The sequence below is a fragment of the Singulisphaera photorubra genome (assembly GCF_045290345.1).
GTDB lineage: Bacteria > Planctomycetota > Planctomycetia > Isosphaerales > Isosphaeraceae > Singulisphaera.
Genome location: NZ_CP155447.1, coordinates 4618397 through 4631836, shown reverse-complemented (window position 1 = coordinate 4631836; position 13440 = coordinate 4618397). Strand labels below are relative to the sequence as shown.

Here is a 13440-nt window from a genome sequence, read left to right as displayed (position 1 = left end):
GGGGCGTCAGTCTCCCCCATTGCTTGAGAGGTTCACTCCGAGGCAACTCCGAGCTTCGACCACTCGTCGCCGTTCCGCCGTTGCCATCTCGGCCCATTGCCTTTGCCGGATCTCTGCCTCTGAAGTCCCCGACCGGGGCCAACGGCCTTCACGCTCGGCCCGATCCCGCTCGAGCTTTATGGCCGCCGCGACTTCCGCTGGAGAGACGACCACTCGCGGCATGGGAGGGCTGGGGTGAGGTTCTCGATTACGTATGCTTATGGCTCGCGGCGGTCGCCCCGGTCCGCGTGGCTCGTGGCCAGTGGCCAGAGCCTGCTGTCGTCGTCGTTCCCTCGCGCGGCAGGCAGCACAGATCATCCCAGCGTGGCCGAACCGCTCGCCCCTGTATCGCTCCGGACTCCCGAGGCTGTTCTTGGAGCCATCGGGAGTCCCGCAGAGGGAGCACGGGGCGGCGCTTATCGCTCACCCCCTTCCAGGCCGAGGTCGACGATTGAGGTCAGAGGGACGACGCGAAGGGTTGTCCAGCCTTGGCCAGGCGGTTTGTCGTCAGCATCGGATAAGGCCAGGTAAAGCAGTCCGTTGCGGATGACGCCACGCGGGGCATGGGTCGATGCGGGGCCGCTCTCGAGCGCATGCCGGTCGAGGGTCCGATCCCAATTCAGGATGGCTCGAATCAGGCAGTTCTCGGCATCGAGAAGCAAGTTCGTCTTGTCTTGCGTCCAATTCCCCCAGTAACGAGTGTGCTCGATCAGCTCGAGCTGATCCTCGGTGTGGTCTGCATGCCTCCCCTTGGTCTCCTTCGGATGGCGCTCGGGAAGCTCGTCGAGAATCGCGCACTGCGTGGCTTCCATCGCATCGTATTCCGCTCGGACACGAGTGTACGTCTCGATCGCCTGACGGGTCAGATCCGCGGCCAGATTGCGATACCGCTCGAAGGTTGCTGCGTGCGTCACAGCCGGATCTTCCCGGGGTGGTCGAACAACCTTCGCCTTTCTCTTCCGCTTCGTCGTCGTCATCGTCTATGGGTCCTGCCTGTCGAGGTCTCAGTGTCGGTAGGAACGAGCAGAGAAGGCCGGTGACATACCGGCTCGGACGATTTCAGGCGATCGGGGAAGACAGGGGCTCACCCCACTTCGGATCAGACCAGTCGATCGACCACGGCAAGAGAGCCTCGACATGAGGGCGGTCGAAGTCGCTGAGGCGGCCGAAACACTCGGCGGTCTCCGCGGCCCGGATCTCCAAGACGATGGCGCTGACGTCGACCGGTCGGTAACCTCGACGGCTGAGCAACCAGGCCACGCGGGTCAGAGCGGCCTCGAGAGGCGACTCCTGGGCAACGTCGCATGCTTTGCGGACTTTCCTGGACAGAGGCGGTTGCTGGGCTACAATGATCATGTCGCTCAAACTCCTGACGGTTGGTAGACCATGGGACTGGGCAGACACCAGGGCCAACGCGATTGCAGTCGCGGTGGCCCTCTCTCTTGCGCTGGTGGAGATCACGACACCACTGGGGCTGATTCGATCCAGGCCACGCCCTGGGACCACTTCGCTACCAGCTCGTTCGCCTTGGCCAGCGTGTCTTGCGGGCTGAACTCTTCGGAGCAGTTCGAGCACACGCAGGCTCGAAGGTCGTTCAAGTCGAGGATGATCGAGTCTCTCGCCAGACAGAACGGGCAGAGAACCTTGAGGCTTCGGGTTGTCTTCGTCGCGGTCGCCATCGTCGGTTTCCTGGGTACGTACCTTTATCGCTCGCCAGTAAACGCCACTGGCCATCGTCATGGTTTCCGGGTTTGATGGATCAGCCGACCATGGATTGAGAACATGAAGACGTCTGGCTTCACGCTAGACGTTTGTGGGGTAGGATTCGCACGTCAGGCAGAGGCGGTCATCCTGCTGAGAATTGGTCGGCTATCCCACTCGGCCACCGCAATCTTGAGTTCCTCGAAGCCCTCCTGCTCAAGGATAATCTCGCGGCCGCACATGCGATGCTTGATCCCTTTCGCGAGGATGAGCTTGTGGATGAGCCGACGGTTCTTCTCCTTGCCGAGGGCCCGTGCGGCACGGGGGATATTCCAAAGTTGCCCGTCGTTCATAGCTTTCCCTTCTTACCTCAACTTTGTACGCGTTCGCCCAACACTTTGAACTGTATCGCAATCATTTGTCAGGTCAAACAATTTATTGTTTTGAACGCAAAATTCTGTCGACGAATAGACGATATTGCGATCAGTGAGCAGAATGCTGGTTATGGAACTCTACAAAAAGCTCGATCTTCTGTGCCGGGTAGATGGCGTCAGCCGCGCTGATTTAGCGGCGATCGCTGGCGGCGTATCGGTCTCTACAATCAACAATTGGTTCAGCGGCAAGACAAAACCTGATTTGGTTGCAGGCCTGAGAATTGCCCGGCAGTTCGGTGTGCCTCTCGAGTGGTTGGCAGACGATGACAACTCAATATTTCCAGAGCGATACGGGAAGTCGGTCCCTTCTGGACTTGGCCTAGCTGACGATGAACGTAGCGTCCTGAAGACGTACCGCAGTCTTGGTATCACTGAAGAGGATGCAATTCGAGCGATTGCGTTGCACGCAAGGGCGGAAGGATTGCCTTGGGAAGTCTTGAAAGGCTTAAACAGGGGAGGCCCTGAGGCCCGAGACCTGGCTTTTGAGATCATCGCAATCGGGATGGAGCGGGCGCGGGCCAGAGGCGATCAAGAGGAGAATCTTGAATTCGCAATACCATTGATCGGCGAGGATTATGATCGCTGGATGCGCGCCCAGAATCATGTTAAGTGGCGATTCAAGAAGCCCTGGCATCGAGAGAAGGACGAAGCCCGGTGGGAAGCCGAGGAAGAACAGCGAAGTCTCGAGGCGGCCAAACGCAGGGAAGAAGTTAAGCCGTCGGAGCAAAGTAAAGAGCATCCTCCCCTCACTGCGTACCCAAGGAACCTCGTTTTTGATCCCGACGTCGAACCCACCGACCCCAAGAAGTAACCCGCCCTTTCGGCTACTTATTTGACCACCTGGTTAACTACTCGTCGGTGGTTTAGTCGGCCTCGGCTCGATGGGGAGCCTTGCACCACAGGGACTCACCAGGAGTGTTCCTCCGAATTAGACTCCCCGGAGGAGATAGCATGGTTGGAATAAAGGATTTAGCAAGACACCTGAGACAGCCGAGCGTCCGATCGCTCATGCTGCTGGTTGTGCTGGTAGCGGTTTCGATCGTTGCGGTGCCGAAGGGTCTGGAATTAAAGAGGGCGAGGGATCACTACCTTCAGAGGTACAGATCTAACATGCTCACGGCCCAACACGTGAGAAATTCCCGGAATAGGGAGAGCGACCCGGCTCTGAAGGAGTGGGCTTCCGTAATGGAGCGATACTATCTTACCGCTGCAGAGCGGTTCCACCTGGCGGCGGCCAAGCCCTGGCAGGAGAGCCCGATCATACCGGTGGTGCCAATCACGACGGGGGAGCAGTGGAAAGCGCTCTCGCGTCGAAGACTTGAGATCGAGCAAGGTAGTAAGCCGCAGATCTTGATTGATGAATTGATTCGGCCGAGAGGCGGTATCCCGAAAAAAAAGTTCTGAATTCTGCTCAAAAACGTGCGCGGTCTCACGTCGTCTTGTGGACGCAAGGGGGTAGCAAATAACCCTCCCCCCTACCCGCGCGATCGACTCAGCCCCACGCTTCGTCCTCGGCCGGGTCTGTGTACCGGCCGACCTTCTTCCCGAAGCGATCGATGATGATGGAGTAGTCAGGGATCTGGTCGATCGCGATGAGCCAGTCGCGCCCGGCCATGGCCAGGTTGGTGATCGTGGCCCCCTCCAGGGCGCGACGAGGGAACCCTTGTGGCCGTTCCAGATTCGCCGGCGCTCGCACTCGGTCAGCATGGAGGGCTTACGAGTCGCGGCCTGGATCGCCTGCTGGCCCTGCGCGACTCGAGTGCTCGCATCCTCGGCCACCAGCGCCGCGCGGATATGGGCCTCTCGCCGAGGACTCATCGAGTCGCATACCGCACAGTAGGCGAAGTCATGACCCGCCTTGATCCCAGACCCGCAGACCGTGCAGCCGTGCCGGGGTCGTTGCGCCGTCCACGGTTGGCAGCCCAACATGATCTCAGTGGGCTCGGGAATGTAGTCAGAGACCTTCATACTCGGCGAGCTTTCCCCGGACCTTCCGAGCGCTGGCAATAGCACGCCACACCGATCGTTCGGAGACCCCAGCCAGTGCCGCGATCAACCAAACGCTTCGCCTTTCAACCCTGCCCGTGTCCGGGTTGACCCGACCTACCGCGAAGTCCTGGAACCAGTCATCGTGTCAGAGGTTCCGGATCTGCTCTGCGGTCAATCTCCTGGGTTGGTCACGCCGTGATACCTCGGCGGTCTCTATCCCGAGTCGTGACGAACGTCGCCATTGATGGCCTCCACGTCAGGCACGGCCAGTGTTGCTTATGGATTATATCGTAACACTTTTGGCCTGCGCGTGAACGTGCGAATAGGTTGAATGGTGACTGAGGGGCACCTTTTGGGTATTCTTGGAGCCAGGGTAGAGACTAGTTGTGGAGGGGAGGCATGGGCGCTGGACTTGGTGAGCAGATCGATGGGCGACTTACTTACCTATTCATCACCAATTGGGGAGCCACGCCGTGGCGGAGGAGGAGGTATTCGCTTCGTTGGGACAAAAGCATCAAGAGTCGACGCGAGCGTCGACGGGCCAAACTTGACCCTGAGTGCATGCCTCAGTATCGGCGGTATTCAGGTTATGAGTGGTGATGCCCCCCCATATCGGTGCTGGGATCACGGACTCCAAACGTATAAGCAGTCCCCTGCCTATGTCGTTCTAACCGTCGTTGCACGTCTTGATTCTGGGCTAAATTAGTGATATTGTTTGACGTTGGCCGCAACCTCAGTTTGCCGCAACCCATTGATAATTCGGCAGTTGGAGTGACACGAAGACATGGAGATTTGCTGGCATGTCGGTCTTCGGAACCGAAAGTTGTAGGTTCGAGTCCTACCGGGTGTACTAACGCAAAACAAACCCTGGGCAACCAGGGTTTTTTTGTTGGTTGGGGTTTATGGGGCCGAATATTGGCCAGAACGAATTTCTGATGATCCGTGCCTGGGAATTAGATCCGCTGCGCAGATGTTGACTGGATGCCGAGCTTTCGTTTTTAACCACGAATCCGACATCACACCTGCGCATGCGAACAGGTTGGAGATCACACTCCCGAACGAATCCAGGAACGGATGGCCGCTTTCGGCGGGCAACCTTGCGGCCCGGAGTAAGGCCAATCGGGTGATGAAGGCGGAGAGTCGTGCCGAGGCGGATGCCAGGGAGCCGCGACTCTTTCATGTAGTCCGTCACAGCATGGGGGTGAGCCACACCCTTATTCATCCGACGTGATGAGCCCAACCCGGATCGCGTATCGTACTAAACCGGCGACGTCGTGAATGCCCAGCCGTTCCATCAGCAAGGTGCGGTGCGATTCAACGGTCTTGATGCTGAGGCCGAGATTTTGGGCGATCGCCTTGGTGGTTTTCCCCTCGGCGACTTGACGTAGGACTTCGAGCTGCCGCTGAGTCAGCCCCCCCGTCAGGCCGGTTTCCGCGGCCGCCTGCCTGCGGTAATCGGCGACGAGATGTTTGGAGACGGCCGGACTGAGATAGGTCTCTCCCCGCGCCACCGCTCGCAACGCGAGTCCCAGTTCCTCGGTGTCCGAATCCTTCAACAAGTAGCCCGACGCCCCCGCCAGGATCGCTCGGCGGACGTATGCCTCGTCCTTGTGCATCGTCAGGATGATCACCTTGACGTCGGACTTCTCATGATGAAGCCGCGCCGCCACGTCCAAGCCGCTTAGTCCCGGCATGGCGATGTCCATCAGGATGATATCGGGCCGGAGGGCCTCAACTAACTCCAAAGCCTCGCGGCCATCAGCGGCCTCGGCGATGACCTCGATTCCCTGCTGGTCCTCAAGGAGCGCGCGGATGCCGGCCCGAAGGAGATTGTGGTCATCGGCAAGCACGACGCGGATGTTGGACACGGACAAAGCTCCCGGCGGATGGACGTCGGATTATGCGGGCTCTGAGACGAATCGCGAGTCGGCTCCGACCAACACATTCCAGCGTTGCGTGATCTCCTCACGACGATCGCAGGAAAATTTGGCCTCCTCAAGTTTATAAGATATGGATGTTTTTCATGGCTGATTGACGTTTGTTGATTCAATGTGTTCGCACCCATGCTAGTCTCCATCGTCGGCTCGCCCAATGCAAGCAAGCGATTCAGAAACGAGCCAGGGCAACGCGTTACGGTGCACAAAGTTGCCCCACAATAGATAATATTGATGATCAGCCTCAACACCAAGATCGGTAACTCGAAAGCGATCTGTTCATCTTGCAAATTAAAAAAATGCAAATGTTGGATTTCGAGTCTCGATCAAGATGCGAGGAATGGGCTGAGATCGATCAGTTTGTGGTCCGGCCGGGTGAATCCCAACGGGCAGGCTGCCCGTCCCACTCATCGCGCCTTGGTGAGTCGAAGAGCGGCCAGTGCGTCCGGTGGGATACGTCTCGGTGGAGCAACCGTGTTGCACGAAGCAGCGGTTCCCCTTCGCGTGGAAGCTGTTTTCGCTCCCCAGCCGTAGGTGTCACCGCGAGTCGTCCTTTGAGAGGAAACAGAGCGTGCCGACGGACCTGACGGGTCAGCGAAAGTGGCTTTCTGACGGTGACACATGCCGGCGACTCACCCGAGCCGTCACTCCGGCGCACTCAGGTCGAGTGGTTGTGGCGGCGCGGCCGGCACGGTCAGGCTTATTTTAAAAGGATCAATCCCAGCGCATTGACCTCGTTCCTCGCGCGCCCTTGGAGCCCGACAGGAATGCTACCGTCGCTCTCCACGTCTTTGGGGATGCCCCCTTCTCGGTCGCCCAGCCACGGCGAGTTGTACGAGTCGCTGAGATCGAGGTGGTTCTCATCGATCTTCATGAAGACCATCCCGAAGCCATCGACCGATATTCCCGTGTGCGTCTTCAATGCCCCGACCGCATAGCCTGGCTTGGCGATAGCGGTCGTCACCTGGCTGAGCACTTGCCCGTACACTCCTCCTTCGCGAAGGACCTCGCCAGACCGGTAAATCGGCTGCACCGAGCTAATCTTGCGCCCGCCAAATCTCAAAACGTAGCTCACGCGAACCCCGACGAGGACGCCCCCCTTGGAAGCGACGTCGTGAAACCGGTCTCGATCGCCGCCGAAGAATGAGGCAGGGAGGTCGTCCACTTCGTCGCGGGAATAAATCGACTTCGAGCGCTTCGAAGACGATCGTCCCAAGATTCTCGGATTGGTCTTGGGCACTGCGCCCGGGTCAGGAAAGTCGGCTGTGGAAAGTACCAGGGCCGAGGGGCCTTTTTGCACCTCAGGCCGCGACGCCTTACGGATTCCGAGGCTCTGTTCGACCAGCGTTGTGAGATCCTCTTTCTTGCCAGTTCTCGCTAGTTCCCAATCCGGGTCGGTTTCACTCAGACTCTGCACGGCGATCTTTGTCACCTTGGAATTGCCGAGAGGCGTGGTCAATCGGTAGACCACGTGCGCCTTTCCTTTGCCTTCCGCTACCTGTCCCAGCGGCTCGACTTTACTGGCGGCGAATTTGAGGTCGGGAAATCCAGGGTTCGCTTTCAGACTCTGCTTCAGCGAAGCGATGATCGCTTCGATATCACCGCTCAGGAGCATTCCCCAGGTTTCCCCGTTCGGTCGGAGACTGATCACTTTAACGATACCGTTATTGTTGCCCAGGCCGGGCAAGGTCGATCGATAGACGACGTGTTCCGTTCCGTTTCCCTCGGAGACATGACCGAGTGTCTGCACCTTCATCTTGGCCAATGAATCCTTCATCTCAGGTTCGACCTTCATTGCGTTTCGCATGAAGGCGGCGAGGACTGACGCGTCGTCGAGCTTCTTCAGGTCGTCAGCACTATCGACTCCATCGAAGAGCGCAAGAACCTGGGAAGATTTTCTGGCCTTGGACGCAGCCTCAAGCAACACCACCATCGTCGATCGGAATTCCCGCAAGGCTTCGGGATGCATGGCCTTGGCGAAGTCGTCGTATTGTTCGGCTTTAATGGCTTCGACGGCGGTGAGGGCCACATCCTCAGGTGTTGGGGCTAATTTCGCAGCGTAACCCGGACTGGAGAAGAGCAGGAAAAACAACTCTACGCACGCGAACAAGACGAACATTCGTTGCTTCGTCATCGAAACGCTCCAGACGATAGAACCCTAAGAAACCGTACTTCAGAGCCGCGAGTGATGATCATAGACGTCGGCGAACGATACTGAATCGAGCGATTCGTTCACGTCATTGGACACGACGCGTGACTCTTTGGCCAAGAGAATTTCACCGGAATCGGCATCACTTGGCGGCAGGTTGTCCGACCTGAACTGCGACCCCGAGCGACAAGGTTGGTGACCTGTGGAAGTTGAGGCGAATCGGTGGTGGTACTCGCCTCAGGAAAGGAGAGTGGAGGGGGGAGAGGAGGAGCGCTCGCTTCGATTACAGTCCCAGATCGTCCAGCAATTGGACGAGGTAGGTTTCGATCATGCGCGCGGTCCGCTGGTAGGTCTCGCGGTCAGCGCCAACCGGATCGGCGACGTCGTCCCCGTGCGGATGAAGCAGGCGGGCGTACGGGGCGCACTCGGGAACCTGGTCGAGCAGGGCCTCGAGATGGTCATTTGTCATGGTGACCAGATAATCGGCGTGGCGGATCATGTCGGGGGTGAGTTGACGGCTCGCGTGATGCTGGAGCGAACCGCCGCGGTTGCGGACAACTTCGATGGCGTGGGCGGCGGCCGGCATTCCGTTTGAGGTTGCGATCCCCGCCGAAAGGACGACGAAACCACGCTCTTCGAGGTCGTCGATCGAGCAGCCAAGACGCTGCGACAGGAGTGCCTTGCAAAGCGCTTCGGCCATCGGGCTACGGCAAGTGTTTCCTGTGCATATAAACATGATGATCGTCCCTGCCATTCGGGTCAGGTACGATGCGTCTACGACCCCGGGGCGGACGACTCGGTAGCGATCGCCTTCCACGATGACCGAGGTCGAGACATTGCCCAGTCGGGTCGGGCCGTCATCTAAAATCAAGGAGAGTCCGGAGATGGGCTCGAGATCCTCGACCGTCGTCGCGACCCGGCCGTCCGGTCCCACTCCCCGAGAAATGACCAACGGCGCGGGGAGGAGGCGGAGGATTTCGCGAATAAACGGGTGGGCCGGCGACCTGAGTGCCACCGCGCCATTGGGAAAGATGAGCGGTCGAACACTTGCGGGAAGCCGAAGTGCGAGGCCATGCGAATCGGCATCCGGAAAAATCAGAGTAACCGGGCCCGGCCATGCCCTGCGAGCCAGTCGCCAGCCGAGTGCACTCAGGCCAGGGACCCAATCGGCTACTTCGACCGGGCCCTTCAACAGGAGGGTGAGTGGGACCGGTTCATCCAGGCCCTTGATTTGCCGGAGTCGGGCCACCGCCTCGGGTTGGAGAGCACTAGCGGCCACTCCGTAGACCGTCTCGGTCGACAGGCCAACGAGCCCCCCCTGCGCCAGGCAAGCCACGGCGCGATGTACGACGTCGCGCCGATCATCGGCCTGCGCCAGATCAATCCGTTCCGGCTGCAAGGACGACTCGGTCATCGTTTCAAGGGCTCTTGAGTGACGAGTGCGAGTCCCGTGGGCGAGTGGACTCGCGGTCTAATTACCTGCTCCACAGGCTACTCGATGGGCGCTGTTGCGACCAGATCAACCCAGCCCTTCGCAAGCGAAAGCCGAGGTGAGACGTGGCTTACCTGGTCAGAAGAGGAGGGTTAAACCTTTGAGCTCACCGAGTGCGGCATAGATCTCGCGAACCTGCTGGGCGTTTTGCACTGTCACATCCATGGTGATCGCAATGTGACGGCCCCCGGGCGTGGTTCGTGCCGTGTAATCGAGTTCCGAAGGGCTCGCCAGTTGCGAAACCACGATCTCAAGGGCGCGAGCCTCGAAGTTTTCATCCGTGATTCCGATCGCCTTGATACGGTAGACGCCCGGAAAAAGATGGGTTGATTCCAACAAGTCGAGCGATGGGCGTGTATCCATGGGGCGGCTCCTTCACCCGGATCTCGGGTGGTCAAGACTCGTATCCTCAATCCTACGACCCGAACTCACATTCGCCAACGCGAAATCGCGTGTCGATCGGCGACGGAGCGCAAATAGAAAAACCCCGCCAGGCTCGAAAGCCCGCCGGGGCGAGGTGGTTTTCTTGGCGTCTTCATCTGTCCACGCGGCAAACGACAGGGTGCATCGTGGATGAGATAGGCCTATTTCTTTCGGTGCCGGATCCTGCTGCGCATGCGGCGCTTCTTCCGTCCGACTTTGCGGCGACCCTTCCCTCGACGGCGGCTGGCCATGCGTTCTCCTCAGGGGCTTCGGCGGACCACTTCTCGACCGAACATTATCTCATTGTTCGTCAAAGATCGACATCATACCCAACTCACCCGCGCGGCTCAAGGCATTCCCTCGCCACCTTCGTAACTCGGTGAAAGCGGTGCCGTGTCGGGTGGCGCGAGGTATTCGGGGCGCTCACGCAACTTCAAAAGGAGTTGGTTGACATCCAAGGGCTTGGTGAAGATCCAATCGATTCCCCAGGACGCCCTGTCAAACAAGTCGCGTTCGAGATCCCAACCGGTAATCAGAGCGATTCGGGGCGGCGGAACAAGCTGGCGGGCGGTCAGGGCGACCTCCCGACCGTCGAGGTCGGGAAGTCGCAAATCGGTGAGGACGAAGTCGGGCGGGGGACTTGTTCGCAGGGCTTCGATGGCCGAAGCGCCGTCGGTGACGACCTGAACCTCGAAGCCCATTGCGATCAGGAACTTCGAGAGTCCTTTGCTCGCCGCGTCATTGTCCTCGACCAACAGGATTCGTTCGGATCTTGGTTTCAGAGAATCGCCGGATTCGGGAGTGCTCACGGAATCGACACTCCTTTAGCGGCGTCGATCGCAAGAAAAAAAAAGGGAACGGGTCATCACGGAGATGACTTCTTCCAATCGACGTGAGAAAGCTGGGCGAGCGCCAGTAAAAGGGCATGCGTGCCTTTTCGTCCCAAACCCTGAGCCGCAACGGCGCGGTAGAGCTGTTCAGCGAGCGCAAGACCGGGAAGTGCCAGGTTCATTCGACGGGATTCGGCGAGGGCGATTCCCATGTCTTTCAAGAAGTGCTCGACGAAAAATCCCGGTTCAAAGTTCCCCGCAATCATCCGAGGGCCGAGATTGTTCAGGCTCCACGAGCCCGCCGCACCGCTGCCCACGCTCTGCATGACCTGATTCAGGTCGAGTCCCGCCTTGTAGCCATAGAGCAAGGCCTCGCAGACCCCGATCATGTTCGTTGCGATCAGGATCTGGTTGACCATCTTCGTATGCTGACCGGCCCCTGCGGGCCCCTGGTAAACGATCGTTTTTCCCAGGAGCTGGAACAACGGGGTGAGTCCGTCGACGACTTCTTGCTCGCCGCCGATCATGATCGAGAGCCGCGCCTCACGCGCACCGATGTCTCCCCCCGACACGGGAGCATCGACCGAGTGGACCCCTTTCGACTTGGTCGCTTCGAAGATCTCACGTGCCAGGGCTGGCTCGCTCGTCGTCATGTCGACCAGCACCGCGCCGGGGCGAGATCCCGCCAACGTCCCCTCCGACCCGAGCGTGACCTCCCGGACGTCGGTGGGAAACCCAACGATCGTGAAAATGATGTCCGATGACTCGGCGACCTTTTTGGGCGAATCGGCCTCGATTGCGCCTCGATCCACCAGCGGCTTCGACTTCGACGAGCTCCGGTTGTAAACCGTGGTCTGGTAACCCGCGGCCAAGAGGTGCCCGCACATCGACGAGCCCATCACTCCGGTCCCGATCCAGCCAATCCGCGTCTTCCCTGGTGCGATCTCCAGTGCCATCGTCTAACCCCGTAACAGTTAAGTCGTTTCCTGATGTCGCCAGACCTCTCAGTCAGCCACAAACCCTACCAAACGAACCATACCGATGATAGATAGTCGGCAGGATCGCCTGCCCGCAGGCACTCTGGAATGACTCGAGCGAAGCGGGCCACGGACCGCACCCAGTGTACTATGGCTCTGTTGACAGTCGTCATTTTATTTCTGGGCGTCCGAACCACGGGATTACTGACGGTACGACCCTCTTATTTCGAGCTGGGTTCCTCTCTCATTTTGGAGAGGAGGAGCCGCGTTTTCTCTCGGCTCAGGTACAATGAACGGCCCCAAGCGAGAGCCAATCCGCGTGAACAAGGCGAACCGGACGGACCCATGCCCAACTCGATGTCTGACATTGCCTGTATGACAGCCGAGGAACTCAAGTTGCGATTCAATCGCGACGAGAGACTTCTACTTCTCGACGTACGCGAGCCCGTCGAGCGTGCTTTTTGTGCGATCCCAATGCCGAAGACGGCTCAAGACCTGCATGTGCCGATGAGGGAGATCCCCACCCGACTTGAGGAGATCAAGGCGGCGAAAGGGGAGATGCCCTTGGTCGTTTACTGCCACCTGGGCGTGCGATCCAGGCAGGCCGCGGGTTGGTTGGCGCAACAAGGGCTCTCCGGGCTCGCCAACCTCGAAGGTGGGATCGACGCCTGGTCGGTCGACGTCGACGCGGACGTTCCTCGCTATTGATTGAACGAGCCTTCGCCACGGAATCCGATTCGCTCAGAGTGGTTTGACTTTCACGTGGCGGAACTCGATTCGGTATCGCTCCGCTTCGAGGCCGACGAAGCCCTGGGGCACTTCACAATCATTCCAGGTGAGTGTCACGGCTCCATTGACCCAGAGGCTCATGCGCTTCGCTTTGCAGGTAATCTCAAAAGTATTCCATTCGCCAGCCGGCTTCACTCGGCCATCCCGGACCTCTTTGGAGAGGTTGACTCTTTCGATTTTACCATGGACCGGGGTGTCGCCGAAAATGTAGCCCCCTTTCGCATCACCCGTCTGGGCCTGGTGCCAGATCTTGGCGTCGGCCGAGTTTCTCGCGTAGATCCCCGAATTATACGCCTTCTTGCCCGTGACCACCGGCGTGAAACGCCATTCCACGTGGTAGATGAAATCCGCCAACTCGCGATCCCAGCGCACCCAGTCGTGACCCCCGGTGCCATCGCACGTCAGGATCCCCGTGCGGGGGTCAAGTTCCCACTGCGATTTGGCGTCGAGCTTGGTTCCGGGGGGAATCGGGCCACGAGTCCAACCTTTGAGCTCAGTCCCGGCACCATCGAGCAAGTTGATCCACCCTTGCGGGTCTTGTTCGAGGGCGCTGATCGTTGTCTCGGTCTCGGGCGCAGGCGCGGCCAGAGCCAGGGATAGGCTCACACCGAGAACAGAAAAGATCATTCGGAGGCGGAAGTCTCGAGGCATCGGAGTTCCTTTCGAATGAAAAGAGCGGCTGC

At 59.1% G+C, this 13440-nt stretch carries 15 protein-coding genes and 1 tRNA gene; 4 read left to right on the top strand and 12 right to left on the bottom strand.

What is annotated here, in order from left to right:
• Window positions 1–455: 455 nt before the first annotated feature.
• The 4 genes from V5E97_RS17480 to V5E97_RS17465 form a co-directional block, all read right to left on the bottom strand.
• Window positions 456–1016 carry a hypothetical protein gene (locus tag V5E97_RS17480; RefSeq protein ID WP_406700575.1) on the bottom strand — a complete coding sequence of 187 codons (561 nt, stop codon included), beginning with the start codon at window positions 1014–1016 and terminating at the stop codon, window positions 456–458.
• Window positions 1017–1098: 82 nt separating this feature from the next.
• Complete coding sequence (locus V5E97_RS17475; RefSeq protein WP_406700574.1) at window positions 1099–1395, bottom strand: hypothetical protein; 297 nt, start codon at window positions 1393–1395, stop codon at window positions 1099–1101.
• 101 nt (window positions 1396–1496) lie between these two features.
• Entirely contained in the window at window positions 1497–1718 is a 222-nt protein-coding gene (locus V5E97_RS17470) for a hypothetical protein (protein ID WP_406700573.1), read from the bottom strand.
• A 153-nt stretch (window positions 1719–1871) separates the two neighbouring features.
• Window positions 1872–2093, bottom strand: a complete 222-nt coding sequence (locus V5E97_RS17465; protein ID WP_406700572.1) for a hypothetical protein — start codon at window positions 2091–2093, stop codon at window positions 1872–1874.
• 151 nt (window positions 2094–2244) lie between these two features.
• On the opposite strand from V5E97_RS17465, the gene V5E97_RS17460 reads away from it, so the two are divergent.
• Together V5E97_RS17460 and V5E97_RS17455 are read left to right on the top strand one after the other, a co-directional pair.
• Window positions 2245–2985 (top strand): helix-turn-helix transcriptional regulator, encoded by a 741-nt coding sequence (locus V5E97_RS17460; protein WP_406700571.1) that lies wholly within the window; start codon window positions 2245–2247, stop codon window positions 2983–2985.
• A 140-nt stretch (window positions 2986–3125) separates the two neighbouring features.
• Window positions 3126–3578 carry a hypothetical protein gene (locus V5E97_RS17455; protein ID WP_406700570.1) on the top strand — a complete coding sequence of 151 codons (453 nt, stop codon included), beginning with the start codon at window positions 3126–3128 and terminating at the stop codon, window positions 3576–3578.
• Between the two features lie 88 nt (window positions 3579–3666).
• On the opposite strand, the gene V5E97_RS17450 is transcribed toward V5E97_RS17455, so the two are convergent.
• On the bottom strand, window positions 3667–3870 hold the full coding sequence (locus V5E97_RS17450; protein ID WP_406700569.1) for a hypothetical protein: 204 nt from the start codon (window positions 3868–3870) through the stop codon (window positions 3667–3669).
• A 1075-nt stretch (window positions 3871–4945) separates the two neighbouring features.
• Between V5E97_RS17450 and V5E97_RS17445 the strand changes: the two genes are divergently transcribed.
• Window positions 4946–5013, top strand: a tRNA-Arg gene (locus V5E97_RS17445).
• 364 nt (window positions 5014–5377) lie between these two features.
• On the opposite strand, the gene V5E97_RS17440 is transcribed toward V5E97_RS17445, so the two are convergent.
• From V5E97_RS17440 to V5E97_RS17415, 6 genes are all read right to left on the bottom strand, one after another.
• Window positions 5378–6031: a response regulator gene (locus tag V5E97_RS17440; protein WP_406700568.1), complete on the bottom strand. Its 654-nt coding sequence runs from the start codon at window positions 6029–6031 to the stop codon at window positions 5378–5380.
• Window positions 6032–6797: 766 nt separating this feature from the next.
• On the bottom strand, window positions 6798–8231 hold the full coding sequence (locus V5E97_RS17435; RefSeq protein WP_406700567.1) for a nuclear transport factor 2 family protein: 1434 nt from the start codon (window positions 8229–8231) through the stop codon (window positions 6798–6800).
• A 298-nt stretch (window positions 8232–8529) separates the two neighbouring features.
• On the bottom strand, window positions 8530–9660 hold the full coding sequence (locus V5E97_RS17430) for an arsenate reductase/protein-tyrosine-phosphatase family protein (protein ID WP_406700566.1): 1131 nt from the start codon (window positions 9658–9660) through the stop codon (window positions 8530–8532).
• Between the two features lie 156 nt (window positions 9661–9816).
• Window positions 9817–10101 (bottom strand): YbeD family protein, encoded by a 285-nt coding sequence (locus V5E97_RS17425; RefSeq protein WP_406700565.1) that lies wholly within the window; start codon window positions 10099–10101, stop codon window positions 9817–9819.
• A 407-nt stretch (window positions 10102–10508) separates the two neighbouring features.
• The gene (locus V5E97_RS17420) at window positions 10509–10970 is read right to left on the bottom strand and encodes a response regulator (protein ID WP_406700564.1); all 462 of its coding nucleotides are present in this window, start codon (window positions 10968–10970) and stop codon (window positions 10509–10511) included.
• Window positions 10971–11026: 56 nt separating this feature from the next.
• Entirely contained in the window at window positions 11027–11947 is a 921-nt protein-coding gene (locus V5E97_RS17415; protein WP_406700563.1) for an NAD(P)-dependent oxidoreductase, read from the bottom strand.
• Window positions 11948–12313: 366 nt separating this feature from the next.
• Between V5E97_RS17415 and V5E97_RS17410 the strand changes: the two genes are divergently transcribed.
• Window positions 12314–12676 (top strand): rhodanese-like domain-containing protein, encoded by a 363-nt coding sequence (locus V5E97_RS17410; RefSeq protein WP_406700562.1) that lies wholly within the window; start codon window positions 12314–12316, stop codon window positions 12674–12676.
• A 33-nt stretch (window positions 12677–12709) separates the two neighbouring features.
• On the opposite strand, the gene V5E97_RS17405 is transcribed toward V5E97_RS17410, so the two are convergent.
• Window positions 12710–13408, bottom strand: a complete 699-nt coding sequence (locus V5E97_RS17405; RefSeq protein ID WP_406700561.1) for a 3-keto-disaccharide hydrolase — start codon at window positions 13406–13408, stop codon at window positions 12710–12712.
• Window positions 13409–13440 lie beyond the last annotated feature (32 nt).